Here is a 26,093-nt window from a genome sequence, read left to right on the forward strand (position 1 = left end):
CCGTTTCTGAGACGGGCGTCTGGCCATGTTTGTTATGGCCGAAGCGCTCGGACGTGGGTGGCGGACTCGGCCATGGCGTCGAGATAGGCTTCGAACTGCGCTCGGGCGACCTCGCGGAGGCGCTCGATCTCAGCTTGCGGCTGATCGTTGTAGATAGCCTTCTGCATCAGGTCGGCCGTCGTCACGACGTCGAGGATGATCTCCGTCGACATCTTTGACGGCATCCGGTGCGCGGTTTCGCGCTGATGTTCGGGATCGTTCGCCACAGCCTGGACAGTCGCACAGGTCAGCATGTCAGCCAACCGCCCATAGGCCGAGTGCCGCCGGAGCGTCTTCTGGAATGAGGAAGGGGGCGAGCAGGCCTTCGACGGCGCTCAGCCGCAGCGTGTTGTCGGTGACGGCGTTGCCGCTGCCCTCGAAATATTCCTTCTCGATCACGTCCACCTTCTTGCGCTTCAGAGCGCCTGAGTTGGCTGCGGAGATCGAGAGCGAGCCGGGCTTCAGCGCTTCCTGGATGGCCGCATGATAGCTGGCGATGATGACGTTGCGCGGGATCACATCGGCGGCGACCGGCGTCTTCCATGCCGTCGCGTTGATCCGGGGCCAGGCGCGCTCCTGGTCGATCCCGCCGGCTGGCTCGCCGCGGAACCGGGCCCCGTAGAGGCCGTCGAGGTAGTCGCTGGCCCTCTGGCGCAGCTGGGCCACGGTCAGGTCTCCGGTCGAAGTGGAATAGCCGTTCTCGGCCGCCCACTCGGTGAACCCTTGGTCTGATCCGTAGCCCGCCACGTCTTAGGCCTTGGCCTGCGAGGCGACGAACGCCTGCTTGTCCTCGTCGGACAGGGCATTGAAGGCATCGGCGTCGGCCTTCGAGATGCCTTCCAGCAGCACCTGTTCGCCTTGGGTGATGTTGAACTTGCCGCCGCCGTGATGCTCGGCCTTCAGGGCGCCGTCGTTGTTGACGCCCTTCTTGCCCTTCCTGCCGCCGCCGATCGCGACGAATCGACCGCCCCAGGGGTGGGGCTCGACCGGCTGGCCTTCGTCGTTGACGTCGAAGTCGGCGACATCGAGTTCGGTGCCGACCGGGATTTCCTTGCCTTCGCCATCGTAGATGCCGCCGGCGGTGACGCGAATGCGCATGGAGCGCTCCTTTCCTCGCGATGAGGGAAGGGCCCAGCCGGAGCCAGGCCCCGCCGGGTTAGACCGTGGTCGAGGCGAAGACGCCCGACTTGCCGTTGTAGTCGCCGCGGATCTCCAGCCCCATCGCGCCCATGTTCAGGAACTGGTAGTTGTCCGTCGGGTTCAGGCGCGTCATCGCCGTGGTGTTCACGGCCATGCCGATGATCGGGCGGATGTACCGAGCGTTCGGCACGAAGCCGAAGAACTGGTTGCCCGTCAGGCGCCACGTCACCTCGATCTTGTTGATGCGACGGTTGCGAGCGACGAACTCGCGGATGGTGCCTTGCTTGAAGCCTTGGGCGTTCGAATAGGAACGGTCCCAGGCGCGGGCGATGTCGGGGCTGATGTAGAGGTTGACGGCCTCGGTGATCAGGTTGGCGTCCAGCATCGCGCCGAAGGGCCCGACGAAGAACGCTTCCAGCTGATCCGGGGTCGCCGTGGTCAGGTCAATATTCGCCCCGCCCGCGCCGATGTTGATCAGCTTGGTCAGCGGCGACGTGCGGATGCCGTAGCCGGTGTAGCCCTGGAACTTGATGGTGGTGTCGCCGTCGAGGGCATAGCTGGCCATGTCGCGGTTCAGCTTGTCGATCGAGCCTTCCTGGTCGTCAGTCAGAGCGTCGAAGTTCTCGGACTGCAGGGTGTTCCATTCCCGCCATTCGCGGCCGTAGCCGTCGGCGAAGATCGGAACGACGGTGCCGGCGTAGTTGTAGACCGTCTTGTCCATTGCGACCGGCACCTGGCCCGACAGCGAGCGGAACACCGGGTTGGCGGTGTCCGAGGCGGTGCGGGTCATGTGGACCAGCTTGCCGATGTTCACCGGCTTGGCCAGCGGCATCAGGTCGGCCATGAAGACGCTGCCGCCATCGTCGCGCAGGACGCGGGTGGTGATGGTGTCCAGCTCCAGCCAGGCGTCGCGCGGCAGGACGGCCGAGGCGTTGGTGACGCCCGACATCTCGCCGTAGAGGGCGGCGTGCTGGTCTTCGACCCGGTGGAAGTGTTCGCGCGCCACGCTCAGCTCGCCCCACCATTGCTGGTGCGGGCGGGAGTTGGCGACGAGCTGTTCGTCGAAATAGCGCATGTTCGCCCTCCTTAGGCGGCGACCACGTTCCGGCCGGCTTTGCGCGCACGCACAAGCTGGTCGGAACCGGTGTTGTTGTTGAAGGCCTCTTCGGCGACGAAGGCGACGTTCTGGCCCGTGGTGGCGAGGACGAACTTGCCGGCCGCGCTGGTGGTCAGTTCGGCGCCGCGAGCGACGTTGGTGCCGGTCGGGACGCGGATGTTGAAGAACTGCTCATCCAGCGCTTCCATGCCAATGACAGTGTCGCCGGCGGGCCAGGCGTCGTCGGTGCCCTTCAGCGCCAGGTAGTTGTCCTGAGCGATGTAGAGCTTGTCGCCGCTGTTGGCGCCCGCGATGGCGAAGGCCGAACCGGACTCCACCAGGGCGATGCCCGGCAGGACCGCAGCAGCGCAGATACGCTCCTGGACCTGGGGCGTGACCTCGGTGACGGGGCCGGCGTAGATCTTGTTGAAGCGGGGCATGTGCTTAGGCCTCCATCTTCGTCGCGGCCGGTGCCTTGAAGGCGGGCTTGGCGGCGTTGGCGCCCGGCAGTTTGAATCCGGGGGCGATCGGGGCGGCCTTACCGGGCTCAGCCTTGGGAGCCAGAGCGCGGGCGGCGTTCAGGGTGAGTTCGCCGGCGGCGGCCTCGTCCATGATGTTGCCTGCGACGATCTTCTCGCGGAGCGTCTTCAGCTCCGCTTCTTCCGTCGCCTTGGCGCTGTTGGCCTGGGCTTCCAGCTGGTCGTTGATCGGCTTCATCGCCGTCGCGACCGCGTTTCCGATAGCCGTCGCCAGCGTCTCGGGCTTCAGGGCCTCCGTGAGGGCGTCAACCTTCGCGGAAAGCCCGTCGAATTGGACCTTGTCCATCTCGTCGTCCTTCATGTTGGTGGTGGAGGTTTCCCGCCCGGAGCCGAAGGCCTCGGTAAGTGCGGTCATGATGCGATCCATGAGAGAAGCGCGCTGCTTCTTCTCCAGAGCGCGGACGGCGCTTTCGACCGCCCATCCAAGTTCGCGCTCGGCCTCATCGCTGAAGACCGAGTTGACGACCTGGATCTCTTTGCCCGCCGAGTTGACCATCATGCCGACGCCCTGATCGGGAGTGGCGGCGCCGTCTTCGTCCAGAAGGATGGCGTCGTGGTCGAACTCGATGTCGCGAGCGGTGAACTTGTAGGGAACGTCGCCATTCGCGGCGTCCATGATGGCCAGCAGGCCCGTCGAGGTATGGACCGGATCGCCGGCGTCGATAGCCGCCAGCACGCGCTGGCCGCCTTCGGATTGATTGGCGCGCTCGACGTCGATCACCTTGTCCAGCAGGACCCGGCCGCCCTCTTGGCGCACGTTCTCGTTCCAGGCGCCGATCCAGCCTTGGTTCAGGCCTTCAGGGTCGCGGGCCGAGAGGAACTTGCCGTTGACCGACGGGTGACCCAGCGGAGCAGGTGTGCGCTCCAAGGTCTTGAACGACTTGGCGATCTCGGCGGCGGGATAGAGGATGTCGTTCATGACGACGTCGTCCGGCAGGGTCGCGGAGGGCACGATGATCACGTCGCGACCGTTGCGCTTCTCGCGCTTGATCGCCGCCGAGTTGGCCAGGGTGCGGATGTTGACGCGGACCTGATCACCGGCCGTCAGGCCTTTGTTGACCAGGAAGGCGCGCGTCGGCGCTGCGGGCTGATGCACGCGGGCCTCCTTCGATTGTGGGTGGGTCAGGCGGCCGGAGCCGGCTCGTCTTCGGTCTCGGGCAGGTCCAGGGCGTCCTGCTCTTCGTCGGGGTCGGGCTGCTCGTCCCGATACTTCTCGGCTTCCTTCAGAGGCTCGCGCCCGGTCACGCCGCGCATTTCCTCGGTCGTGAAGACGAACTCGCCGGTGTCCTTCATCTTCTGGTTCACGTCGGCCATCTTGTCGGCGAGCGCGACCTTGGCCTCCTGCGAGGTCTCGGTCAGGTCGGACCAGTCGAGGTTCCAGTCCTTGTCAGCGAGGATGCCGAAGCGGACCAGGCGGCGAACGATGTCCATGATGTTGGGGATGACGATGCCGGTGCGGCGCGCCATCACGGTCTTGTTCCACTCTGTGGCGTCTTCGGTGCTGGCTCGCTCGCCCGACTGCGACCCGACAAGAATCTTCAGTGGCATCGAGATCGAGGCGGCGTAGGACTGAAGCGGCGCGGCCCAGAAATGCTCCGGCGAGGGCAGGGAGACCTGCATGGGCGTGGCGGTGATGCCCTGCATCAACAGCGAGGCGTCGAAGCCCGCGTTGAAGTCCTTCACCTGCTCTTCCATCTTGTCGACGACTTCGGACACCTCGACGTTCATGGCCTGGGCCATGCTCGTGATGTTGGCGTCCTTGTCGATCTGCAGGCTGAGGCCTGACTTCGCGTTCTTCCAGAAGCCCTCGCCGCCGGCGCCGCTGATCTTCTCCAGCGTCAGCAGGTCGTTGTAGCCCGGAGCCAGGAACGACCGGCCGTTGACCGATCCGTCCTTGGACCAGATCACGACCCGGTCGGGGTGGACGTTGAACTGCCGAGGCTGAGAGGTGGAGCGATCGACGGCCGCCTCTTGGAAGGCGAACATCTTGGGCTTGCCGTAGGTCTTGGCATCGTTCTGGTTGGTGTGCCACTCGCTGATGGTCAGCTGGCCTTCCCAGGCTGGGATGATCTCGACCAAGCCCTCAAGGCCGCCGTTGACCCGCGTGACAGGCTGATCGAACGCCCGGTCGTCCGCCAGCTGTAGGATGACGCCGGCATAGGCTCCAACGAGGCCGCGCCGATCCGCCTCGGCGAGTTGCTGCCAGACCCGCAGTTCGGCGAAGCGCTTGCGGATTTCGCCTTCAAGCCTGGTCTCTGGCGTGTCGTCGCCGTTGTCGCGGGCGAACTCCTGCAGCCAGGGCGCGTCCTGCCAGGTCTTGGCGACCGTCTTGTCTACCCCTGCGCTGCCGAGGCCGGTGCGGGTGTAGGCGTGATAGGCCAGTTCGAACGTGACCTCAGCCGGATAGCCGAAGTCCTTGTAATGATCATGCTTCGCCGTTCCGAAGAAGCCGGGGAACATGCCCTGCAAGGTGCGGGTCGCCCGGTTCACGAGCATCTGACGCGCGCTCATCCGCGGTGCCGGCTCTTCAGGAACATGGCGACGGTCGATTGCGGTTCGACCTTCAGGTTGGTCACGGCCCAGACCAGCGCATCCATGCGGTTCGGCGAGAGGTCGCCCTGATAGCCGGCCGGGGTGGTCATCAGCATCTCGGCCTCCATCAGCGGGAACTGCTCGCGGTGCCTGACCCGCTTCTGGTCGTAGAGTGCGGCGACGGGTTCAGCGCGGACCTGCTTGCCTCGGCTCGCGGACACCATGACGACGCGAGCTTTAACGCCGCCGGCGCGGAGCGTGCTCTCAACCATGTCGCCGCCGAAGTTCTTCTCAGCGACCACGCAGTCCGCTTTCCAGCGATCGACACACTTGGCGGCGACCGTGGCCCAAGCCATTGGGGATGTAGCGGGGCAGGTGGCGTCTTCGAGGATGATGGCGCCGTCGCCGTATTCGGCTGCGACCACGATGCCGACGTCATCGCCGCCGCCTGAGGGGTCAACGCCAACGACGACGCGGCCCCAGTCACCCTCAGATGCGTTGCGGCCCTCGCGCCACGCCTCGTCCAGCGCCTCTCGGTTCCAGATCGCGCCTTGGACCGACGGCATATACGCGCCGAGCCAGATCCAGGCGGCACGCAGCTTGTCCTTGAGGAAGTCCAGCTCCATCAGCTCGCGCAGAGCATCGGGGAAGAACGGGTTTTGGTCGAAGTTGATCTTGCGGACGATGGCCCGCTTGGGCTTCACCGGGCCGCGGAAGAAAACGTCGATGGGGTCGGTTGCCAAGCGCGGGTTCCAGATCGCCCAGAGCTCGGAAATGATCGTGCGGAGCACCGTGGGGATCAGCACGTCCAGCGAGGCCTGCTTCACCTCTTGGGCTTCCTCCAGGATCGTCAGGCCAGCGCCTTCCAGCGACTTGATGCCCTCAGGCTTGCCGCCCTTCCAGAGGCCGATGAACATAATCTTCTGACCGCCGAGGCCGACAAATGTCCCGTCCACTTCCCGGAAGTAGGTACCAAGCAGGCCGAAATGCTCGAGCCGGGTGCGGACCAGCTCCAGCGACGACTCTTTCAGGTTCGCCATGACCTCCCGGAGGAAGACGACGCGGAGCCGAACGGTCGTGACCGTGTGAAAGATCGCGGCATCCACGACTGACCAGGACTTCGCTGATCCACGACCGCCATGCGCGGCCCGGAATGTGTACGACCCAAGCGGCCGATCGGTCAGATACCGAAAGGCTGGGATGGGGTCATAGATCACTGGCCGGTCTCGTAGTCCTCGTCGCTCTGCGTAGGCGCGGGACCGGATGGGCTGGTGACGTATGTGACCGTCAGCGAGCCGGCGAATGCGGCGTCCATGTCCACGGCCTGCCTAGGCTTGCCGTACCCTCTATCGAGGATGGCCGACGCTGCAGAAACGCGTGCTGCCGGCGCAGCCTTGGAGTTGTTCGCCACAGAGATCAGGACTTCCAGCGCCTTCTCAGCGTGTCCCTTCGCCATCTCGGCGATGTCGCGCTTGGCCTGTGACACCTGACCGGGTTTTCGGCCCGCGCCGGGTCGAGCGCCGCCGCGTTGGGCCATGATTTGATTCCGTTGAATGTTTTTCAGTGCTTTCCGTCGGCTTGGCGGCGGGTGTTGACCAGATTGCCTATGAGGACGGCAGCAAAAGCATTTTGATCTTTCGCCAGGCTATACGCACGCATCATGGCTTCCATCTGTGTGCCTGGAGTGCCAGCCTCAAGAATTGAGCGAACGGCGGATTCGGCCAGTCGCATTGCTTCGGATGATGAGCTCGACATGGCTACTTTAATCCACGATTGCCCTCATTGTGGCAGTCAGAAAATGGCGTTCCAGATTATCGGGGTGAGAAGCTTGCCCGATCCTCCTGGGCACCTAGGGGGAAGCTCTATCCCGTCCAGGGAAGCAACCGTCGGGCTTCAATGTCAGCAGTGCTTCTCAGGTGCCGCCGCGACAATCCGATATTTTAAAAGCACGGTCTCCCACGAGTGGTCCATGCAGCTCACGGCGTTGTCGAAGGAAGGATATTCTGTACCGAACGGGAAGTGGACGCTTGCAGAATTTTGGCCGGCAGCCAGTGCTCCGCGCGTCCCGGAATTTCTACCGCAAACTGTAGAGCGATCATTTGTTCAGGGAGAGACCAATCTTGGTCTCCATGATCACGATGAGGCGGCCGCTACCATGTTTCGGCGAGCGCTGGACCTCGCGTTGAAAGATAGGTTTCCCGATCTGAAGGGCGATCTAAACAAAAAGATCATCAAACTAGCTCAGGACCACGTTATCCCCCAATCGCTTGCCGACTGGGCGCATGAAGTCCGCGTCATCGGCAATGACGGGGCTCATGATCTCGAAGGATGTACTCACGAGGACGCCGTCGCAGCTCGTGACTTTGTCGACGCCGTTCTCAGATACCTGTTCTCTCTGCCCGGCATGATCGAGGCGAGGCGGTTGGCCGACTGAGAATAGGCTCTTCCAAACCCAGCCAGCCATTGCCGAAGCGCCGCACTTGGAGGGGTTTCGGCCACGAAAAAGCCCCGGCCGTTGCGGGTCGGGGCTGATCGGGCGCGTCTTGCGCTCTTGGCGTGTGTCCGCGATTAGCGTTCCGGTGTCAACCGCCTACGATCAGGGGAGGGATCCCAGGTTTGGCAGATTAGCCAACCGACCGATGCCCAAGCCTTGATAGTCGAAGAGCCGGTTGCTGCGCTCGCCTTGCATCATTTCCGCAGTCTTTTGCTTGAACTGATCTAGGCTCTCCACTGCAAGGATCGGGCGCATCTCGTTGAAGAACGTCAGGGACTCAGCGCGTGCAAACAGAGGGAACGGGCTGAAGCGACGGGCCGCATAGACGAGAGAATGAGGGTACCAGTTACTGGACGGGCTACGGATAGTATGAAAGCGGAGATAGAGTATGAAGTCCGCCTGCATCAGCGACTCGAAGCTTGGCACAGAACCCTCAGGGTGAGCTTCCTTCAGGATATCTGCCTCAAGGCTGATCCGGTTCAAACCTAACCTCTGGTTTCGATGGTCGAGGGAGGCGACATACTGACGGAATACAGTGTAGTCAGACGTCGCCCGACCGGCGCCTCCATTATCTTCATTGACCAGGTAAGGCCGTCGAAGCGCGGAGTCCACGAGATCAAACCTGCGCTCATCCAAAGCCAGGGCGATGGCAGCCAGAAATGCGTCATGTGCCGCAACCTTGAAGGGGTCGAACTGATGGGTGTTCCAGTGGGTGACGTCAGGTCCTCGCCACATCAGCTGCCCGAGCTGCTCATGTATGGTCAGCACTCGCTCCCATAGGTCTCCGTCTGCCCCGAAACGCAGCACAGTCGAGACGACTTCCGCGAGCTGCCTCAGGTAAGGACGGATAGCGTTGATGGACTGCAAGATGGCTTCGTCGAATGGTTGATCTGTCTCCTCCACCGGCGTCAGCCGCTTGAGTTCGGCTATGAGAGCATCGCCATACTCGCGAAGGAGTCCCGATGCATTTCGCGACCCTTGCCTAAGGGCTTCCTCGACGCGACGCGCACGCGACTGAGTTCCCGACGCAACAGGTGGGGCATCCAACACGGCTTCGGGGATCGACCCGAGCTTGGGCTTGATGTGCTGAGGCCTATTGATCAGCCACCTCAGCAGCTGCTCGTAGCTGGCTTCGAACTTGTCCACAGAACGGAAGTCAAAGAATATGCGACCTTTGTAAAAGACGGGTACATGCGCGTTTCCTTCGCCGTCTTCGTCCGTCATCAGCGCCGCGAACTTGTCCTGCGCCCCTTGCTTATATATTTCCGGTGAGATGATCTGGCTCTCAGTGCCTACGCCGCCTGATCGGTTATCTGCTTTCTCAACGTACGTCTTGTCGCAGATCATAATCACCTTGGTAACAGTCTTGTCCGTCACCATCGATTCCATGAACTGATAGGCGTCGTGCCCTGGCTTGAGATCCCACTTGTCGAGAATCACGTCGACGCCGTCTTCCCGTAGACGGGTCGCAAGGTTGATCACCCACGCTTCATGCGTAGGTGACGACCAAGAGTATGAGATGAAGGCACGGATAGGTGCCGCAGCATCGGTTTCAGGCATGGTTCCAACGTAAGGTTGATGGGAGGTGCGCTTACGCCAACTCATAGGCGATAGCGGCACAGTCGAGCGCCGCGCACAAGGCGTTCGTTGTCCGCGCGATCACTGATCCACTGTTGGTGAGGGCGCGCAGATTTGACCCCTTGCCCCCGACCTCCCGCAGCGCCCAAACAGCTCGGCCGATGCGCTCCACGTCCGAGCGACCGAGGGCGCCTCGAAATGTCGGGTCCTCCGCCTGGATCATGGCTTCAAGGTCGCGGACGAACTCTTCCCGCTCCCGGCGTTTCTGTGCGAAGCCGTCCCCACCCCTCACGATGTTCCGGGTCTGGTCGAGCGCGGGCGGGGTCAGGCCGTTCTCTGGGTCCAGCAGCTCATAGTCCGCTCGGTATCGAAGGCCGGCCGAATGCTGGGTCCGCGAGATCGAGTTGGTGGTGAGCAGGGTTTCAAGCCCGTCGCGATGGACGCGTTTGGTCTTGGAACTAGTCCCATCCGACGCCTTAACCGTGACATCCTCCAAGAAGACCTCTCGCACCTGCTCCAGATCGGCCATTTCCTTGAACCGAGCGGTCACCTCCTGGACCCGACGACGCTGTCGATCTCCCGGTCCAAGGCTTCAAGCGCGAGGTGACCCGCTCGGCGCGTCGCCAGATCGGGTTGGCCAATCTTCCCTTGGGCCTCGGCGAACCGATAGGCTTGGCTTTCGGTCAGGACGTGGCCTCTGATACTCACCGGCGCCGCGTTGTCGTTTACCGCCGACGGGTGGTTGTCGTTGGCCCCGATCATCCTGGGAGCGGAGGGCTTGGCGTAGCGGCCCTTGCGGAGCTTCGCCTTGGCTTTGGATTGCTTGCTCATGCGGCGGCGTCCTCTGGCTGGCTGATATTCTGGTTGGCGGGCTCCCACAGAAGCTTATTCTCGGTAGGGTGTTTGTCGGAGCGGCGCCGCGATGGTGTGTTCCAGCTTCGACCTTCAACTTGGGCGACAACGACCCATCCGGCGGCGCGGAGTGACGTTCCGGCCTCACGGGCCAAAGTGTATGTGCCGATCCGGCGGAACCCCAAGGCGAGCGCTGCGCGTGCGCATTTCCCAAGTAGGAACGACGGTGCGTTTCTTGCGCCATCCACGACACAGAGACGGGTCACCTCGGCTGTAAGCCCGTCGTCGCGATGGCGGGCGACCGGACGACCGACAATGGCCACCCCGACAAGATCGTCGCCGACAAAGGCCCCGATGCTGAACAGGTGACCGACCGGCGGCGTGTGGTGGCGGTGATGCTCCGCAACGAACGATGCCGCGTCGGCGAACTCAATGCGCTGATGACGCAGGGTCATGCCGCCGCTCCTCCTTCAAACAGGTCAGGCTTGGGGGTGTCGTTGGCCGCAGCCGGGCTGAACCCAAACTCGGCGAGGATAGCTTGCGGGACGCGGCAGCCGGGGCGCCAGGGGCCGGGCCAGCGTCGTCCTTGGGCCAGTAGCGGTTCTGGCGATACTCGCGGATCCAACGCCGCCAGCGCTCGTCGGCGGGCTGGGCCTGGGCCTGGCGCTGGGCCAGCGAGGCGACGGCGGTCTTCGGCGCACGCTCGATGGCCGCCGCGATCCAGTTCCGCCACGCCGCACGCCAGTCGGCACAGCGCCGGTCGTTCTGGGCGGCGTGATTGCGGAACCGCTCGGCCTGAGCCGTCACGTCGAGGTTCGCTCCGGCTGCTCGGGCCTTCGCTTGCTGCTCGGCGATGGCGTCCGCTGTCGGAAATCCATCGGGGATCGGCTTGGACGGCTTCCGCCGAGAACGGCCCTCGGGGGGTAGGGGGGTATTATATTCGCGGGAGGGTGTGGGTGGTTGGGGGGTCTGGGGGAAGGAGGGAGAGGGAGGGAGGCTCCTTCGTCCTGACCGTCAGAAATGACGTCAGTTCTGACGCTTTCTGACGCTTTCTGACGCTTGCGCTCTTCGTAGCGCGCCTGGCGTTCTGCACCCTTCGTGCGCTGGCGAGCAGCATCGCCACCCTCGGCTTGGGCTTCGGCGACACGAAGGATCTGCTCGGCGGTTAGGCCGAGGTCGACGAGTTCACGCAGGGCTGAAAGGCTCAGGCTCATGACCGCTCCGTGTTGGTGATGAGGTCGATTTCGGCCCGATAGTCCTGGGGCTCGCTGCCCTCGGACCCGTGGCGGTTCTTGGCGATGATCACGTCCATGCGCGTGCGCAGGCCGGCGACCTCCATTTCCCATTCAAGATGGGCGTCGGTGTGCGCCTTCGGCTCGGCCTTCTGCAGGTAGTAGACCTCGCGGAAGGGAAAGAGGACGGCGTCGGCGTCCTGCTCGATGGAGCCGGATTCCCGAAGGTCGGACAGCATCGGCCGCTTGTCGTCCCGGCTCTCGACGGAGCGGTTCAACTGGCTGAGCAGGATGATCGCGATCTTGGCTTCACGAGCCAGGGTCTTCAGGGCGCCGGTCATCTCAGCGATGGCGCTGGCCTCGTTGCGGCCGGCGAGGGCGGGGCGGCGCATCAGCTGCAGGTAGTCGATGCCAATGGCCGCCAGATCGCCACGGCGTTTCATGGCCCAGACGGCGCGGCTGACGTCTTCGACGGACACGCCGGCGCGGTCGCGGAGCCAGAGGTTCTTGGGAATGGATTGTTTCGCGCGGTGAAGGGCTTGCAGATCGAAGCTCGTCAACGGCTGGACCTTTGCGATGTCGGAGAAGCTGACGGGCTGGTCTTCCTCGACCGTCAGACGCGACAGGGCGCGGTCGTTCAGCTGGTCGGTGTCCATTTCCAGCGAGAAGCCGGCGAAGAGCTTGCCAGGGTTCCGCAGGGCGGCGCCGTAGAGGACGTTGCCCAGCAGCGCCGTCTTGCCCATGCCGGGGCGCCCGGCCATAACGATGACAGAACCGGGCAGCAGGCCGCCGAGGCGCTTGTCGATCGATGACAGGCCGGTCTGGACACCCTTGGGCTTGCCGGTGGCCACTTCCAGCTCCAGCCGGTCCATGCGGGCTTGGGCTGCGTCCCACGCGTTCACAAACAGGGCGTCTTCGGGGGCGGCGCCGCGTTCAGCCTCTTCAAGCTCAGCACGCGCCTTGGCGACGGCCATATAGCCGCTGTGCTCGGGGTCACGGGCCGAGGTCAGCGTCTCCGTCGCCATTTTGATCAGGCGGCGCCGGACGGCTGTGTCCGCGATCTGCTCGGCATAGGCGCGGATCGTGTTGGCGGGTGGGGCGGCATCCCAGAGACGACGCAGATACGGCAGGCCGCCGAAGTGTTCGAACGCAGGATCCGGCGCCAGGTCGTTCTGGATGGTGGCGGGCTCAGCCAGCTTGCCGGCGGTGATCAACCGACCGACCAGGGCGTAGATGCGCTGATGGTACGGCTCAGAGAAATCCTCTGGCGTGACAAGGTCGTGGACCTGCCTGTGCGCCTCGTTGCTGAAGAGGAGGATGCCTAGCAAGGCTTGTTCAGCCTCTAGGTTCAGAGGAAGGTTCGAACCCTCGTCTTGGTCGCGCGGGTCCATCATGCCGCCTTCTCCGTGAAGAGAGGGCCGCAGCGGATGGTCTCAGCGCGGGCTACAGCAGCCTCGGCATGGCGGGTGAGCAGTGCAGCCGCCTGAGGGTAGCGCTTGGCCCGAGCCTTGGCTTCCCGACGCAGGGTGTCGGCGTAGAACAGTTCGAACGCTACAAGATCGCGTCTATTCATGGCGGCCCCCATCGTTGGCGGCCTTGGTCAGGTTGGCGAACGCCTGCTCCGCGGCGGCGCGCCGGATCGGGCCGGTGTAGATCGAGACATGGGCGAAGCGCCCGAAGGTAGAGGCGGCGCCCTCGGCGTCGAGACGGGCGCATAGGGCATCCTTCACGGCCGAGAGCACGCCCTCGCAATGCAGGACCAGATCGGCGTCGCTGATGCCTGCGATGGCGACGGCTGTGGCCATGCGCGCATCGGCCCTCACCTTGGCGTCACGCGCCTTCTGAGCGGCGGTGCGGCGGTCCTTGTCGATCTGGGTCAGGACGCGATCGGAGAAGTCGCGGCGTTGGGGACGGGACATCAGGCGGCCCACCGACGGTTGGCACGCTCAAGGTTCTCCTTGGGCTTCGGCTGGGTGATGTCGCGGGCGAAGGCGCGCTGGGCGTGGTCGAGGCAGTAGGAACACTTCTCGATGCCCTGATAGATCGGGGCGCCACAGGCCAGCTGGTCGGCCGCGCGGGCGGGCGTCCCGACGGGCCAAGCGCATTGACCGAAGCTGCGACCGACCATGGGGACCGAGTTGTCGTTCGCCGCGTCGATCGTCCGCTTGATGATCAGGCGGCCGGCGGCGGCCTTCTCGGCGCGCTGCTCAGCGGTGCTGTCGGACTTGGACTTGGACAGGTCGAAAGGCTGCGAGACGGTGGCCTTCGGGGGCTTGGGATGCTTCGGGGGCGAGGCTCGCGAACGGGCTTCACCTTCGCGGTCTTGGCAACGGTCCCGGGCTTTGCGTTCGTCTTCCGGCCTTCGCTCAAGCCGTGCCGGTGAACCATGCCGATCACCATGTTTCGGGTCCAGGTCGGGCCCATCAGCCGGGCGATGTTGCTTGCCGACTTATTTTCCAGCCACAGGCGTTCGACGTGCTCGACAGTCTCGGGCGTGTGGAGCGCATTGCCGCGCCGACGGTCCCCCAGCCCGAAACTCTTTCGGATGCTACGGACGCTGGTCTCGGATATGCCGAGGCGGTCGCCGATCTGGGTTCCGCTCAGGCCGGCTTCCCATAGGCGGGTAAACTCGGCGCGGCTTACTTTGGCGAAGATGTTCATGCGGCCCTCCCGGCCGTGAAGTTGGGGATCCCAGCGGCCGGCGTCGCGGGGGAAGCGGGTTTTCACGGCGTGGAGCCAGAGACCGAAAGCGTCGGCTTCGTCGGGGACGGCAGGGTTGAAACCGTAGGTCCGGGCGGCGCGGACCATGTCGTCCTTGTCGGCGCGGCCGGAGCCGGTCAGGGCCTTCTTGACGGTGACCGGGTAGACCTCGCAGCACTCGATGGCGGCGCGGACGGCGACCATTTCAGTGATGCCGGCGAGGGCGTGGAGCTTGCGCGTCACATGCGGCGTCGCGCTGGACGCCAGGATGGGCGCTTCGAACAGGAGAAGGCTCGGCCCGACCTCGCGGACCTTCAACGTCAGCCAGTCCTCAAAGGCGATGAGGAAGGAGCCGACGTCCTCGCCGGTCTTCGGCAGGCGGATATGACCGATCGCCGGCAGTTCGCCGGTGTCAGGCTGTCCGAAGCAGAAGCCGGTGCAGGTTGCGAGGTCGAGCGCGAGGTACATCAGGCTGCGCCCTGAACCGCAGCCGCAGCCAGATCATCGTTGGCGGCCGACTTTTCGAACTTCTCAGCCAGTCTGGTCTGGGCCCGGCGCCAGCCTTGCGAGAAGTCCGGGACGTGGGCTGGCAGCACCCATTCAGGCGGGATCTCGTCTTCGCCGCGCAGGCCCATGGCATAGCCCTGGGCTTCGGCGTCGACGGAATCACGGGCGGCGTCGCCCAGATTGAACAGGTCCGGCTGGGTGCCGGCCGGAAGGCCCGCCCAGGTCCGCAGCTTGGCGCGACGCTCTTCCTCGGCCGTCAGGTCGCGTCGGCTGGCCTTGCCGTCGTCCAAGATGGCCTGCAGTTCCTTGCGCGAGAAGCCGTCGGCCTTCGCGGTGCGGAACAGATCAGTCAGGGCCTGGGCCTCGACGTCCAGCGCAGCCTTGGCGACCGCCTTCTTGGCCTCCTGCACACGCAGCTTGTTGATGTGCGACAGGAAGACAGCTTCCTCATCGCGGTTGGGGATCGACTTGGGTTCGCCGCCGTCAGGGCTGGCGCTCAGCTTCTTGGCCATCTGGCCCTCCATCAAGACCGCTCAACGGGGCGGTCTGTCCCGTTGGTCAGCGCTCTCGCGGGTGCGAGGCGAAGGTGATCAGGTCGGTGACGCCATGGGCGAAGGCCTGGAATGCGATGTGGAGGCGGTAGAGCAGGGCGCCCATCAGGCAGGCTCCACGACAGGCGCGCGGGTCGGCTCTTCAAAGTCTGTCGCCGTTTTCAGCCATGCGCTCAGGTCGCGACGTTGAAGCTTGCGAAAGAGTCTCGGGCTGAAATGACCGTCTGTGTGAACGGAGTTGGGCTTCCAAGCTTTGATGCCGACCAGCTTCACCCCAACGGTTTCACCGTGCATGTTGGCGTAGTTCTGCCCCTCGCCATCCACCAGCAGCGACACTTCGCGGATGGTGTGAATCTGACCAACTGCGATGAAGCGGCCGGACTTTGGTCCAACGGCAATCACCTGCACTTCGTCGCCCGGTTTGAAGTCGCACATTAGGCTGCCCTCCGATCATCAGTGGCGTTCTCGGCGGCACGGCGCACGGCGCGGACCCGCTCAAGCGCTTCTTCGGCGTCGCGCTCGGCGCGGCAGATGGCGTCCAGATCGTTGGGGGACAGCCGGTCGTCAGCCAGGGCCTCACGAACGGCGGTGACGACGTCCATGCTCTCCTGGGCGAGGTCGAAGGCCAGTTCCTTGAGGCAGCCCGTGACCTTCGTCGGGAACATCCGGCGTTCAGCGATGGCGCCGGAATAGACCGGGCCCTGACCCGCGTATTCCTCCAGCGCGTCCATGACATCGGCCGGCATGGTCGAGGGGTCTTCGGGGTTTTGATAGCCGGACAGGGCCGACTTGCGGACCCGGCAGGCCCCGGCCGCCTCTTCCAGGCCGCCGCATTGGTCGATCAGCTCGCGGGCGAGCCGGGCGTGTTCACGATGGCTGAGCTTGTTCATGTGCTGCGGATGTTCCGGGCGGGTTTCCAGATGACCGAAGGGGCCGGTCAGGCGACGGAGGGGCCTGGCTGTTCGGGAGAAGGCGATTGGGCTTCAGAGTTCGCGGCGTGAGGATGTGGCTGGGCGACACCGATGCTCGCGAGGACGCGGACTGTTGGCCTCTGCGTGAGATCGTAAGCCTGTGCGGCCTGACGCTCGGCGGCGAGGACGCCCCGGATGATCGGGCGGTGCGCGGCCATTCCTTCGGCAAGAAGCGCCAGCAGAGCCAGCGCGTCAGACTGGCGACCGTCGGTGGCCAGCTTCTGGATCTCGATCACTGTCCCATAGGCGGCGTCGGCAACCACCAGCGTTTCGACGACCAGAGGGAGGCGGGCCGGTGAGGTGGACACGTCAGGCCGCCTTCTCGGTGGCGGTGTCGTCGTTGGCGGCGGTCGGGCAGGGCGCCGGGGCCAGCAGATCGGCCGGACGCACCTTGCCCTTGGTCGCCCGCTCAATCGCAACGGCGGTCTCCAGAGAGGGAACGGACTTACCGCGCCGGATGCGCGACGCCTGCGATCGACTGCAGCCGACGGCGTTTGCCAGCCACTGGTCGTCCCGCTCGGAACCCATCCATCGATCAAGCCTGGTCTGCGTCATGCGCAGAATGTGCACCACATGCACATAACAGGTCAAGGCGATTGTGCACGGTGGCCGCTGGCTGGCTTTTTCACGGTGCGCGAGAATGTGCACATGCCGCACAGCGAACGCCCCAAGCACTATTTGCGCCAATGGCGGAAAGCCTCTGGGCTTTCCCTCCAGGGCGTGCGCGACAAGGCGGAGGCGCTGTTCGAGGATCGCGTCGTCGCTGAAGGCGAGGAGGTTGACCTGAACAAGATCGGCCTCAGCCACTCGACCCTGAGCCGGATTGAGAGCTTCAAGAACCCCTACAATCAGCGGCTCCTTGAGGTGCTGGCCGAAGTTTACGGCACCGATGTGCCATCGCTCATCATGCGAAACCCGGAAGACCCGGAAGGCATCTGGACGATCATGGATCAGATCCCGGCCGCCCAGCGTCCTGTCGCGCTCAAGATGCTGAGCGGGCTAAAGACCGGGACGGACGGATGATCGGGCTGCTAGCGGCTTTCGCGGTGCAAACCGACGTCGACCCAAGCCAGGTCGGAGTATACGCTCGGGTCGATACCGTCAGCCAATATGTCGCTGTGGGCGCCACTTGCCCCCAGCTCGGTTATGTCGTCGCCGACGATTTTACCGATGTGCTCGTTACCCGCATTGTGGATGAGGCCAGCGCGGGCGGGGTGGATGAGGCAACGATAAATCGCTGGTCGGGCGACATTGTTGGCCGGCAAACCACGCTGTTTCGACAGGGCCTGTCCCGCGACCTTGATGCGCTGGAATCTGGCGGTGAGCCCCAACGGATCGTCGACGCTATGTTTGATCGGCACGAAGCGCTCTGCGCAAAGGCCGCCGCCGATCCGATCACAGTTGGCATCTTCACGGCTGAGCCACCTGATGTCCGGGCCGCAGCGCGCCAGGCCGCGTCCGATGAACTGCTGAAGGGCTATGGCAAGGCCAGCTGGCAAACGAGCAAAGTTTTCGCCACGGGGGAACTGTTGCTCGCACTCGGCATGTGCAAGAGCCAGATTTCGCCGGCACGACATGACGACCTCTTGGCCCGCCATCTTCCAACGCCAGCGGCTTCAGACCCGGCTAGCAAGTGGCTTTCCACTCAATATGTCGATGGACTGCAGGGCGCGCCGGAGATGGCGCTGGATGAAACACAGTGCGCGCGCCTTTTGAGGTCGCGCACAGCAGCGGCCTCCTAGCCTAGGCTGCCTCGGCCGGAACTGCCCCAGACCGCGCAATCAGTATGGGGTCTGTCCAGAAGTCGGCTTCCGGTGACCCCACCACCCGAAACACCACCACGCCCGCAGCCGCGCCCTTGTAGGCACGCGCCGCCCGTATCGCCGCGTCTTGGCTTAGCAGGCGGCGCATGTGTCCGGGGACCAGCCTTCCGGCCGACCTTTGATAGGGCTGAACGCAGTAGATCGTTCGCATCATGCACACACTGATTCCGGCTGACGATGCAGGAGTCCAGCCCTAGTGCTGCTCCCTACGTCCGTTTCTGTCGGGCTGGCTGTGCATCCCATGCAAATAATTATTGACACAGATTGTGCATGTGGTGCACAATTACTCCATCGAAACGGAGTGACCCATGTCTATCCATCCCGCCAACATCGACCGATCCGCCGCGCTTGAATCCGCGCGCTCGCTGATCGGTCACGCCTACGTCTCGTCGCCGGTCCAGGCTGACTGCTTCAACGGCTGGACCTTCATCGCTCAATGCTTCGGCGGCCGGGCTCCTTCGTTCTTGCCGGGCTGGGGTCCGCGCGATCGTTGGATGGCCATGGGCCAGTTCTTCAACCGCGGCATGAAGCTGACGACCCTGGCTGCGGCTCAGCCCGGCGACGTGCTGGTCTTCGACATGGGCCGCGACGGTCATCATGCCGGCGTCGTGTCCGAGACGGGCGGCGCCGAACCCAAGATGATCTCCTGCCAGTTCGGCAAGGCGGCGTCGCAGTGCTGGCTAGGCCGGTCCTGGACCGATCGTCTGGTCGGCGTCTTCACCTATGCCGACGCTGCAGTTCCGGCTGTGAACGACAACGCCCAGGTCGAGGAAGCGGCCTGATGCGCCACGTCTCCGAAACCATCCGCCCCATCATCGCCAACGCCGCCGCGCTGGTTGATCCCGGTCTGGTCCCGCCAACGCGGCTCAAGACCTTCATCGTCGAGGGCAACCGCATCCTCCAACGCTCGACCCGCCGCTGGCTGACGGTCGAGCAGGCGAGGGCGATGATCCCGGTCGCCGCTGATCTGGCGATCACGTCTGAGGCTCCGTTCGACGGCGTCCACGAGGTTCAGCTTCTCGATCTGGTCCGCGCCATTCGCGAGGCCGAGGGCAACGACGCGCCGCCGCCGGCTGTCATGCAGAAGGCGGCCTGACCATGGAAGCCATCGTCTGCCCTGGCGCCCAGCGTCTCTATGCTGTGGCCCTCGTCGGTCCCGACGGCGAGTTCACCCGGATCTCCGAGCATGACTGCCCGGCATCGGCCATCGCTGCCCGCAACGCCGCCAATCGTGCAGCAGAGGACGCGGTGAAGGCCCTGCGTCTGGTGCTGGCATGATCCGCCACCCCATCACCGGCGCCCTGGCCAATCCCGAATGGGATGGCGTCAGGGAGCGCTGGAACGAGCGGCATTGCAACGCCGTCCTCGCCGCCAGCCGGGCCGCGCCGAAGTCCCGCCGCTACCCCGTCAACCTGATCCGCGCCGTGTTCGTCCTCGGCATCGGCCTTCTCGTCCTAGGGGCGCTCTGGTCGCTGTGATCGCCTTCCAAATCCTCGTCGCGGCCGTGGGCCTGCTGGCGATCTTCTCAATCCCGGTTCGGAGGAAGCCTTGAGCCTTTCCAACCCCCTACCGCTGCCACCTCCCGGCAAGGTTTCGGTCCCAGGCGTCTATGCGCTGTCGATGGCCGAGTATCACGGCGACCTGTGCGTCGGCCCGTCGATCTCGTCGTCAGGCCTCCGCACGATCTGGAGCCAGTCGCCGGCGCACTATTTCCACGCCAGCCCCTACAATCCGGCGGGCTTCGTCCTGCAGGTCGTGGACGGGGTCGAGGTCATGGTCCCCAGGGATCAGCCCGAGCGCCCGCACTTCTCCATCGGGAAGGCTGCGCACCATCTGCTGTATCTCGGCCGGAAAGGCTTCGACGCTGAGTTCGTCATCCGCCCTTCGAAGTGGAAGGACTGGCGCACAGACGCGGCGAAGGAGTGGAAGGCCGAGCAGATCAAGGCTGGCCTGACGATCATCACCGACGCCGAGCTCGAAGCGATCACCGGCATGGCCCGTTCGCTGGGCGCCCACCCGCTGGTTAAGTCGGGCATCCTCGACGGCGCCGTGGAGCGATCCCTGATCTTCAAGGACGAGAAGACGGGCGCATGGCTCAAGAGCCGCCCCGACAACATCCCGTCGTCGTCTGGCCTGTTCGCTGATCTGAAAACCGCCGACAGCGTGTCGGACGACAGCCTGGAGCGCTCGCTGGCCAACTACGGATATCACATGCAGGCCGCGCTGGTCGGCATGGCCTCTGAGGCTGTTCTCGGCCGCCCCATGGAAGAGTTCGCCCTGGTCTGGGTCGAGAAGGCCCCGCCGCATTGCGTCCGCGTGACCGTGCTGACCGGCGCCGATCTGGAGCGCGGGCGGATGCAGTTGCGCCGTTCCATCGATCAGTTCGCCGAGTGCGTTGCGACAGGCGAATGGCCGGGCCCAGGCGGAACGCGCCGCGACGCCGAATATCTGACCCTGCCGCCGTGGGCCGCCAAGCGGATCGACGAGCGCCTTGAGATCGCCGCCGCCGAGGCCAGCGACAACGACAACACCCCGAACAAGGAAGCTGCCTGATGAATGCCGTCGCCATCCAAGGGCCGCGTCTGCCCTATCACCCCGCCATCGCCGAGCGCTTTCCGGGTGTCGATCAGTCGTCGTGGCGCGTCCTCACCGATGCCGTGTTCCCGGCCGCCGAGCGCCCCGAGAGCATCATCATGGCTCTGGCCTACTGCCGGGCCCGCAATCTCGACATCTTTAAGAAGCCTGTCCAGATCGTCCCGATCTACGACCGCAAACGCGGCGGGATGGTCGACACCGTCTGGCCTGGCATTGCCGAGCTGCGCACGACGGCCATGCGCACCGGATCGTTCGCCGGCTTCGAAGACACCGAATACGGACCGATGGTCGAGGAGAAGCTCGGGGGCGTCGACGTCCGCTATCCCGAGTGGGCGCAATGCACGGTCTATCGCCTGATCGCCGGGCAGCGCGTCGCCTTCGTCGGTCCGAAGACCTACTGGATCGAGACCTACGCCACCGCCAAGCGCGACACGAAAGCCCCGAACAGCATGTGGGCCAAGCGTCCGCGTGGTCAGCTGGAAAAGTGCGCCGAGGCTGCCGCGCTCCGTCGGGCATTCCCCGAAGAGATCGGCAATGAATACGCGGCGGAAGAGGTCGAGGGCCAGGCCTTCGGCTCTGTCCGCGATGTGACCAACCGCCCGGCGCCCAACTTGGCAGCCCGTCTCGCCGCGCCGACCGATGGCCCGCGCGAAGGCTTCACGACCGTGCATGGCGAGCAGGGCTTCGACCCGCGCGACCCCGACAATCAGATTCCAGATTTCGAGGCGGCCCCTCCGACGCCTCGGAACAGCCCGCGTCCGACGGTGCCTCCGACCAGACCGACGCGGGCGAAACCTTCCCCGGTGATCTCCCCATCACTGGAGGAGGCCAGACAGCCGGGCCCGCTGAGGCCAACGCCGTTGAAGGAACGGGCTCGGCTGTCGATGTCATCGCTTGGGCCGACAAGCTGATCGAAGACCTGCCGTTCATGCGGCCGGAGCAGATTGCGCATCTGGAGCAGGACCGGAAAGAGCTGGCGAAGTTTGCCATCCTGAAGGCGACCGACCTCAGCAAGGCGAAGGCGCTGGAAGCCGCCATCATCGCTGCGAAGGAGGGCTGAGCATGGTCGTTCTTCGCGTCATCGACTTCGAGACGACGGGCATGGAGCCGCCGGCCGAAGTGGTGGAGGTCGGATACTGCGACCTGATCGGCTCAGGCGACGACCCCAGCGAATGGACTGTCGGCAGCCCGGTTTCGTGGCTTTGCGGCGTGCAGTCCATTCCGCCCGAAACGCGAGCTGTCCACCACATCAGCGCGGCCGAGGTCGCCGGTCTCGCATCCTTCGCGGACACCCGAGCGCGACTGTTCGAAGGTGATCCGGTCTTGTCGGCTATCGTCGCTCACAACCTGGACTTTGAGAACCGCTTCCTCGGCGACCACGGCGCCCACTCGATCTGTACGTTGAAAGCGGCCCTTCGGGTCTGGCCAGACGCCCCGGCCCATTCGAACGGCGTGCTACGCTACTGGCTGGAAGATCGCGGCCTGCTGACCCTGGACCACGACACGGCCATGCCGCCGCACCGGGCCGGGCCTGACGCCTATGTCACCGCCCATATCCTCAAGGCGCTCTTCGCAGCCGGCGCGACCGATCAGGATCTGGTCGCCTGGACGAAGGAGCCGCGCGTGCTTCCGACGTGCCCGATCGGCAAGTTCCGGGGCAAGCCGTGGCCCGAGGTCGACGCCGGCTTCCTGTCGTGGATGCTGGCCCAGCCGAGCATGGAGGCGGACCTGAAGTGGAACGCCCAGCGCGAGCTTGATCGGAGGGCGGGACGATGACTGCCGTCGAGATTCAGAAGCGCGCCGTCAGCAAGTCCCGACGCGACGCCGTGATCGAAGGGCAGGGCGGCATCTGCAAGCGCTCCTACTGTGACGCGCCAGCCGTGGACGTCGATCACATCCTGCCGCTCTGGTCTGGCGGGTCAAACGCCAACGACAACCTCGAAGCCCTCTGCGTCGACTGCCACAAGCAGAAGACGGCGGCCGAGGCAAAGGCGCGCGGCAAGGTGAAGCGCTTGGCTGGCGAAACCGGCACTAATCGCGTTCGCAGGCCCATCCAATCGCGGGGCTTCGGCTCCGTCTCCCGCGGCTTCGACGGCAAGATAAAGCTGACGAAGAAGGCCGCTCGGACCCAGGCCGCGAACGATGGCGCCGCCTCTTCCTCCAACAGGGAGGGCTAGAGGATGGGCGTGACGATCTTGATCGGTGACGTCCGTGACCGGCTGCGCGAAATGCCAGCGGACTCTGTGGACTGCGTCGTGACCTCGCCGCCCTATTGGGGCCTTCGCGACTATGGCGTCGACGGGCAGATCGGCCTTGAGCCGACGCTCGGCGAGCACCTGTCCGTCATGGTCGGAGTGTTCGAAGAGGTTCGCCGCGTCCTGAAGCCGACGGGCACCCTCTGGCTGAACTACGGCGACTGCTACGCCACTTCGCCGAACGGACGAAGCGCGGCCGACACGAAGGCGGCGGGTACGGATGACCGGACGTTCCGCGACAAGCCGTTCTCGACCATCCAGGGCGTGCTGAAGGCGAAAGACCTCTGCATGGTCCCGAACCGGCTGGCCATCGCCCTGCAGGAGGCGGGCTGGTGGGTCCGCTCGGAGATCATCTGGGCCAAGCCGAACCCGATGCCCGAGAGCATCAATGACCGGCCGGCGACATCGCACGAAAAGATCTTCCTGCTGAGCCGGGCGCCTCGATACCACTACGACGGGGACGCGGTGCGGCAGGGTCTCGCCACGGCGTCTGTTTCGCGGCTGGCCCAAGACATTGAAGCGCAGGGCGGGTCCGATAGGGCGAACGGAGGCACGCGACCCGAACGACCAATGAAGGCTGTCCGGGGTCGTTCCACGCATGGTCGTCACACCCTTGGTTCCGCTGTTCCGGAGGCAGAACGTCGAGAAAAAATCCGCGCGGCGGACGTTGCTGGGCCGCGCCATGCTGGTCACATCAACCATACCGGCATCGAGCAGACGCCACGCGGCGAGGGCCGGAACCTCCGCAACTATGAACCGGCGCCCGTTCAGGTCTGGCCCATCGCCACGCGTCCGTTCAGTGAGGCCCACTTCGCCACGTTTCCGCCCGAGCTTGCCGAACGTTGCCTGCAGGCGGGCTGCCCCGCCGGCGGAACCGTCCTCGACCCCTTCGGCGGCGCCGGGACCACGGCCCTTGTCGCTGACCGCATGGGCCTCGACTGCACCATCATCGAACTGAACCCCGAATACGCCGAGATCGCGCGCCGTCGCATCTCGACCGAGCAGGGCATGTTCCAAGCCATAGAGGTCGCCGCCTGATGTCTGACCAGACCATCACATCGCTGATCGAGAAGCTGGAAGGGGCGAGCATCATCGACACCGTCGAGGGCCGGTTGATCCTCCGCGCCCAATCGGAGGCCCGCGTCTGATGGGGAGAAGCAGGGACAACCAAACAACGCGCGGCTGATCGCTGAACTGCAAGCCGTGACACTCGGCATCCACCTCGTCGGCCTGGATCGACTGCCCGAGGTGATGAATGCGAACCGTCCGAGCCCCACCGGAGAAGACAGCCCCGCAAATGAGGGGAGGCGTAGATGGCGAAGCTCACGAAGCCGCAGATCAAGGCCCACGTGCGGGCGCTTGGGTATTTGAAACAAGACAGGCTGACGGAAGAAGAGCGGGAGTTTGTGTTCGATAACTGGCAGGAATCCGCAAATCACGTGAACAGCGCGGCGGGCGCCTTCTTCACACCACTCGACATGGCCTGGACGTTTGAGCTTGAGGTGGGCGGCCCGCGCGTGCTCGACCTATGTGCTGGTATCGGCGTGCTGTCCTACGCCGTCTATCAGCGGCGGTGCTGGGTGAACTCAGGTCCAACGCCGCAGATCACGTGCGTCGAGATCAATCCTGACTATGCGGCTATCGGCCAGAAGCTCCTCCCGGAGGCGACTTGGATCATCGCCGATGCGATGTCAGATCTGGACATCGGCCGGTTTGATTGGGTCATCAGCAACCCGCCGTTCGGCCGCCTGAATGGCATAGGCGATTTTGACCTCGCCATCGTCGAGCGCGCCGAGCGCTACGCAGACAACGCCACCTTCATTCTTCCTGCTGGATCGGTGCCTTGGGCCTACAGCGGTAGGCCCAGTTTCGAGCCAGACAGCCGAAGCGAGAAGGCCAAACGCTTCCGCGATCGAACGAAGATCGACCTGACCCCAAACTGCGGCATCGACTGCTCCGTCTGGGCCGGCGACTGGCGCGGCGCGGCTCCCAAAGTCGAGATCGCCCTCGCTGATTACGCGGAGGCACGTTCGCTCCGCACACCGACTATCATCGCCGACCATCACAATGATGGTCAGCTTAGCCTCTTCGGAGCCGCAGCATGACCGCGACCCAAGCCCCCACACCCGGCCCGCTGGACTGGACCACATGGAGCGGAGGACCGCGCCCGCACCCGCCCGCAACGCGCGTTCGCGTCCGTTACCGCGACGGCACGGAAGACGAAGGTGCGAGCGCATTCTGCGACTGGTTGCACAGCCCACGTCGCACCGATCCGAAAGATGTGGTGGCCTACAAGATCGTCAGGGAAGCCCCCACCGCTCCGGTCAAAGCGAGCGGGTCGGAGGGGAGGCCGTCGGGCCGGGCGGATGGTTGATCCGTGAAAGCGACGGCGGCTGGCTTTGGACCGGAACGCGGATCGCCGCTGTCGCCGCCCTGACCGAAGGCCATGAGGTTGTAGCCCTCCACCCCCAACCGAGCGGCTTCCTGGCGACCTTAACTGACGACCAGCGGGCGGTGGCTCTGGCGCACACTGGCAACGACACGCACCCCCAACCGAGCGGAGAGACGCGGAAGGCGGCGGCGCGGCTAGAAGACCGGCTTAATGCACGTCGGATGAAGGCCAGAGATGAGGCCCGCAACCTTGTTCCTCAAAGCAAACGCGCGACATGGGTTGAAGACAGCCTGTCGAGCGCGGCTGTCGAGGTTCCTTATGCTGACCTTCTCGCCCTCCTATCCGCCCGCTCCGCCTTGGGAGGCCAGCAGGGGGAGTTCCTTGGTCATCTGGTCGCGCCGAAATCTGGTGTCGGCATGGTCTTCGTTCCGAAGGGCGAACCTGTCCCGCTGATGGCCGGTCGAGGCTCTGTGACGCCAGTTTATTCCGGTCCTCAGAACGTCACCACCCCCGCCCGAGCCGAGGCCCAGGACGAACAGCCAGACATCACGCCCTACACCGAAGACCTGAAAGGCCTGAAGGCGGCTATGCAAGCCGAGGCCGAGGACGAAGGGGCGGCGGGGGAGCCTGTGGCGTGGCGCTACAGGGTCAATGGCGAAACACCGTGGAGGCTGTCAGATCAGGAGCCACGAAAAGACCTGGAATGGCCGGAAGTCCAGCCCCTCTACGCCCACCCATCCCCGCCCCCGCCGCCGATGCCGACAGGGTGCTGCAAGACTTGGCTGATCGCGTGACGG

Annotated in this window: 39 protein-coding genes; 16 read left to right on the forward strand and 23 right to left on the reverse strand. The window is 64.7% G+C overall.

The window, feature by feature from the left end; translation table 11 throughout:
- Positions 1–32: 32 nt before the first annotated feature.
- The 9 genes from PFY01_RS08695 to PFY01_RS08735 form a co-directional block, all read right to left on the reverse strand.
- Positions 33–212, reverse strand: a complete 180-nt coding sequence (locus tag PFY01_RS08695) for a hypothetical protein (RefSeq protein ID WP_271041007.1) — start codon at positions 210–212, stop codon at positions 33–35.
- A gap of 82 nt (positions 213–294) precedes the next feature.
- Positions 295–786: a DnaT-like ssDNA-binding protein gene (locus PFY01_RS08700; protein ID WP_271041008.1), complete on the reverse strand. Its 492-nt coding sequence runs from the start codon at positions 784–786 to the stop codon at positions 295–297.
- 3 nt (positions 787–789) lie between these two features.
- On the reverse strand, positions 790–1,137 hold the full coding sequence (locus tag PFY01_RS08705) for a hypothetical protein (RefSeq protein ID WP_271041009.1): 348 nt from the start codon (positions 1,135–1,137) through the stop codon (positions 790–792).
- Between the two features lie 58 nt (positions 1,138–1,195).
- On the reverse strand, positions 1,196–2,254 hold the full coding sequence (locus tag PFY01_RS08710; RefSeq protein ID WP_271041010.1) for a major capsid protein: 1,059 nt from the start codon (positions 2,252–2,254) through the stop codon (positions 1,196–1,198).
- An 11-nt stretch (positions 2,255–2,265) separates the two neighbouring features.
- Positions 2,266–2,715: a hypothetical protein gene (locus PFY01_RS08715; protein ID WP_271041011.1), complete on the reverse strand. Its 450-nt coding sequence runs from the start codon at positions 2,713–2,715 to the stop codon at positions 2,266–2,268.
- Positions 2,716–2,719: 4 nt separating this feature from the next.
- The gene (locus PFY01_RS08720; protein WP_271041012.1) at positions 2,720–3,910 is read right to left on the reverse strand and encodes a hypothetical protein; all 1,191 of its coding nucleotides are present in this window, start codon (positions 3,908–3,910) and stop codon (positions 2,720–2,722) included.
- Between the two features lie 26 nt (positions 3,911–3,936).
- Positions 3,937–5,325, reverse strand: coding sequence for an anti-CBASS protein Acb1 family protein (locus tag PFY01_RS08725; RefSeq protein ID WP_271041013.1), 1,389 nt, complete (start codon positions 5,323–5,325; stop codon positions 3,937–3,939).
- Positions 5,322–6,563, reverse strand: coding sequence for a phage terminase large subunit (locus PFY01_RS08730; RefSeq protein WP_271041014.1), 1,242 nt, complete (start codon positions 6,561–6,563; stop codon positions 5,322–5,324). Before PFY01_RS08730 ends, PFY01_RS08725 begins: the two co-directional genes overlap by 4 nt.
- Positions 6,560–6,883 (reverse strand): hypothetical protein, encoded by a 324-nt coding sequence (locus tag PFY01_RS08735; protein WP_271041015.1) that lies wholly within the window; start codon positions 6,881–6,883, stop codon positions 6,560–6,562. The genes PFY01_RS08730 and PFY01_RS08735 overlap by 4 nt, the downstream gene beginning before the upstream one ends.
- Before the next feature lie 432 nt (positions 6,884–7,315).
- Between PFY01_RS08735 and PFY01_RS08740 the strand changes: the two genes are divergently transcribed.
- Complete coding sequence (locus PFY01_RS08740) at positions 7,316–7,780, forward strand: DUF4145 domain-containing protein (protein ID WP_271041016.1); 465 nt, start codon at positions 7,316–7,318, stop codon at positions 7,778–7,780.
- 162 nt (positions 7,781–7,942) lie between these two features.
- On the opposite strand, the gene PFY01_RS08745 is transcribed toward PFY01_RS08740, so the two are convergent.
- The 13 genes from PFY01_RS08745 to PFY01_RS08805 form a co-directional block, all read right to left on the reverse strand.
- Entirely contained in the window at positions 7,943–9,400 is a 1,458-nt protein-coding gene (locus PFY01_RS08745; protein WP_271041017.1) for a toll/interleukin-1 receptor domain-containing protein, read from the reverse strand.
- A gap of 31 nt (positions 9,401–9,431) precedes the next feature.
- The gene (locus tag PFY01_RS08750) at positions 9,432–9,947 is read right to left on the reverse strand and encodes a hypothetical protein (RefSeq protein WP_271041018.1); all 516 of its coding nucleotides are present in this window, start codon (positions 9,945–9,947) and stop codon (positions 9,432–9,434) included.
- 17 nt (positions 9,948–9,964) lie between these two features.
- Positions 9,965–10,249, reverse strand: a complete 285-nt coding sequence (locus PFY01_RS08755) for a hypothetical protein (RefSeq protein ID WP_271041019.1) — start codon at positions 10,247–10,249, stop codon at positions 9,965–9,967.
- The gene (locus PFY01_RS08760) at positions 10,246–10,725 is read right to left on the reverse strand and encodes an XF1762 family protein (RefSeq protein WP_271041020.1); all 480 of its coding nucleotides are present in this window, start codon (positions 10,723–10,725) and stop codon (positions 10,246–10,248) included. Before PFY01_RS08760 ends, PFY01_RS08755 begins: the two co-directional genes overlap by 4 nt.
- Positions 10,700–11,077, reverse strand: coding sequence for a hypothetical protein (locus PFY01_RS08765; protein WP_271041021.1), 378 nt, complete (start codon positions 11,075–11,077; stop codon positions 10,700–10,702). The genes PFY01_RS08760 and PFY01_RS08765 overlap by 26 nt, the downstream gene beginning before the upstream one ends.
- Before the next feature lie 403 nt (positions 11,078–11,480).
- Positions 11,481–12,896: a DnaB-like helicase C-terminal domain-containing protein gene (locus PFY01_RS08770; RefSeq protein ID WP_271041022.1), complete on the reverse strand. Its 1,416-nt coding sequence runs from the start codon at positions 12,894–12,896 to the stop codon at positions 11,481–11,483.
- On the reverse strand, positions 12,893–13,075 hold the full coding sequence (locus PFY01_RS08775; protein WP_271041023.1) for a hypothetical protein: 183 nt from the start codon (positions 13,073–13,075) through the stop codon (positions 12,893–12,895). Before PFY01_RS08775 ends, PFY01_RS08770 begins: the two co-directional genes overlap by 4 nt.
- The gene (locus tag PFY01_RS08780; protein ID WP_271041024.1) at positions 13,068–13,421 is read right to left on the reverse strand and encodes a hypothetical protein; all 354 of its coding nucleotides are present in this window, start codon (positions 13,419–13,421) and stop codon (positions 13,068–13,070) included. The genes PFY01_RS08775 and PFY01_RS08780 overlap by 8 nt, the downstream gene beginning before the upstream one ends.
- A complete protein-coding gene (locus PFY01_RS08785) occupies positions 13,421–13,741 on the reverse strand; it encodes a hypothetical protein (RefSeq protein WP_420197067.1) in 321 nt (106 codons plus the stop codon). Before PFY01_RS08785 ends, PFY01_RS08780 begins: the two co-directional genes overlap by 1 nt.
- Positions 13,675–14,670, reverse strand: a complete 996-nt coding sequence (locus PFY01_RS15580) for a GcrA family cell cycle regulator (protein WP_333780211.1) — start codon at positions 14,668–14,670, stop codon at positions 13,675–13,677. Before PFY01_RS15580 ends, PFY01_RS08785 begins: the two co-directional genes overlap by 67 nt.
- Positions 14,670–15,221 carry a hypothetical protein gene (locus PFY01_RS08795; protein WP_153925038.1) on the reverse strand — a complete coding sequence of 184 codons (552 nt, stop codon included), beginning with the start codon at positions 15,219–15,221 and terminating at the stop codon, positions 14,670–14,672. Before PFY01_RS08795 ends, PFY01_RS15580 begins: the two co-directional genes overlap by 1 nt.
- 144 nt (positions 15,222–15,365) lie before the next feature.
- Positions 15,366–15,695: a hypothetical protein gene (locus PFY01_RS08800; RefSeq protein WP_271041025.1), complete on the reverse strand. Its 330-nt coding sequence runs from the start codon at positions 15,693–15,695 to the stop codon at positions 15,366–15,368.
- Positions 15,695–16,150: a hypothetical protein gene (locus PFY01_RS08805; protein WP_271041026.1), complete on the reverse strand. Its 456-nt coding sequence runs from the start codon at positions 16,148–16,150 to the stop codon at positions 15,695–15,697. Before PFY01_RS08805 ends, PFY01_RS08800 begins: the two co-directional genes overlap by 1 nt.
- Before the next feature lie 107 nt (positions 16,151–16,257).
- Here PFY01_RS08805 and PFY01_RS08810 point away from each other — a divergent pair, with 107 nt between their 5' ends.
- Positions 16,258–16,530, forward strand: coding sequence for a hypothetical protein (locus tag PFY01_RS08810; protein ID WP_271041027.1), 273 nt, complete (start codon positions 16,258–16,260; stop codon positions 16,528–16,530).
- A 10-nt stretch (positions 16,531–16,540) separates the two neighbouring features.
- On the opposite strand, the gene PFY01_RS08815 is transcribed toward PFY01_RS08810, so the two are convergent.
- A complete protein-coding gene (locus PFY01_RS08815; protein WP_271041028.1) occupies positions 16,541–16,759 on the reverse strand; it encodes a helix-turn-helix domain-containing protein in 219 nt (72 codons plus the stop codon).
- A gap of 120 nt (positions 16,760–16,879) precedes the next feature.
- Here PFY01_RS08815 and PFY01_RS08820 point away from each other — a divergent pair, with 120 nt between their 5' ends.
- The 14 genes from PFY01_RS08820 to PFY01_RS08885 all read left to right on the forward strand — a co-directional run bounded on the left by PFY01_RS08820 (position 16,880) and on the right by PFY01_RS08885 (position 26,090).
- Positions 16,880–17,254, forward strand: a complete 375-nt coding sequence (locus tag PFY01_RS08820) for a helix-turn-helix domain-containing protein (RefSeq protein ID WP_271041029.1) — start codon at positions 16,880–16,882, stop codon at positions 17,252–17,254.
- On the forward strand, positions 17,251–17,973 hold the full coding sequence (locus PFY01_RS08825; protein WP_271041030.1) for a hypothetical protein: 723 nt from the start codon (positions 17,251–17,253) through the stop codon (positions 17,971–17,973). The genes PFY01_RS08820 and PFY01_RS08825 overlap by 4 nt, the downstream gene beginning before the upstream one ends.
- Before the next feature lie 389 nt (positions 17,974–18,362).
- Positions 18,363–18,836 (forward strand): hypothetical protein, encoded by a 474-nt coding sequence (locus tag PFY01_RS08830; RefSeq protein ID WP_271041031.1) that lies wholly within the window; start codon positions 18,363–18,365, stop codon positions 18,834–18,836.
- Positions 18,836–19,150 (forward strand): hypothetical protein, encoded by a 315-nt coding sequence (locus PFY01_RS08835; RefSeq protein WP_271041032.1) that lies wholly within the window; start codon positions 18,836–18,838, stop codon positions 19,148–19,150. Before PFY01_RS08830 ends, PFY01_RS08835 begins: the two co-directional genes overlap by 1 nt.
- 2 nt (positions 19,151–19,152) lie before the next feature.
- The gene (locus PFY01_RS08840; protein WP_271041033.1) at positions 19,153–19,332 is read left to right on the forward strand and encodes a hypothetical protein; all 180 of its coding nucleotides are present in this window, start codon (positions 19,153–19,155) and stop codon (positions 19,330–19,332) included.
- Positions 19,329–19,532, forward strand: a complete 204-nt coding sequence (locus PFY01_RS08845) for a hypothetical protein (RefSeq protein WP_271041034.1) — start codon at positions 19,329–19,331, stop codon at positions 19,530–19,532. Before PFY01_RS08840 ends, PFY01_RS08845 begins: the two co-directional genes overlap by 4 nt.
- 70 nt (positions 19,533–19,602) lie before the next feature.
- Positions 19,603–20,607, forward strand: coding sequence for a PD-(D/E)XK nuclease-like domain-containing protein (locus PFY01_RS08850; protein ID WP_271041035.1), 1,005 nt, complete (start codon positions 19,603–19,605; stop codon positions 20,605–20,607).
- A complete protein-coding gene (bet, locus tag PFY01_RS08855) occupies positions 20,607–21,560 on the forward strand; it encodes a phage recombination protein Bet (protein WP_271041036.1) in 954 nt (317 codons plus the stop codon). Before PFY01_RS08850 ends, bet begins: the two co-directional genes overlap by 1 nt.
- A gap of 17 nt (positions 21,561–21,577) precedes the next feature.
- The gene (locus PFY01_RS08860) at positions 21,578–21,709 is read left to right on the forward strand and encodes a hypothetical protein (protein WP_271041037.1); all 132 of its coding nucleotides are present in this window, start codon (positions 21,578–21,580) and stop codon (positions 21,707–21,709) included.
- Positions 21,710–21,711: 2 nt separating this feature from the next.
- Positions 21,712–22,425 (forward strand): exonuclease domain-containing protein, encoded by a 714-nt coding sequence (locus tag PFY01_RS08865; RefSeq protein WP_271041038.1) that lies wholly within the window; start codon positions 21,712–21,714, stop codon positions 22,423–22,425.
- Positions 22,422–22,826, forward strand: coding sequence for an HNH endonuclease (locus PFY01_RS08870; protein ID WP_271041039.1), 405 nt, complete (start codon positions 22,422–22,424; stop codon positions 22,824–22,826). The genes PFY01_RS08865 and PFY01_RS08870 overlap by 4 nt, the downstream gene beginning before the upstream one ends.
- A gap of 3 nt (positions 22,827–22,829) precedes the next feature.
- Positions 22,830–23,942, forward strand: a complete 1,113-nt coding sequence (locus PFY01_RS08875) for a DNA-methyltransferase (RefSeq protein ID WP_420197011.1) — start codon at positions 22,830–22,832, stop codon at positions 23,940–23,942.
- A 275-nt stretch (positions 23,943–24,217) separates the two neighbouring features.
- Positions 24,218–25,009, forward strand: coding sequence for a methyltransferase (locus tag PFY01_RS08880; protein ID WP_271041041.1), 792 nt, complete (start codon positions 24,218–24,220; stop codon positions 25,007–25,009).
- Positions 25,010–25,274: 265 nt separating this feature from the next.
- The gene (locus PFY01_RS08885) at positions 25,275–26,090 is read left to right on the forward strand and encodes a hypothetical protein (protein WP_271041042.1); all 816 of its coding nucleotides are present in this window, start codon (positions 25,275–25,277) and stop codon (positions 26,088–26,090) included.
- Positions 26,091–26,093: the final 3 nt, after the last annotated feature.

The sequence above is a fragment of the Brevundimonas vesicularis genome, from assembly GCF_027886425.1.
Classification (GTDB): domain Bacteria; phylum Pseudomonadota; class Alphaproteobacteria; order Caulobacterales; family Caulobacteraceae; genus Brevundimonas; species Brevundimonas vesicularis_C.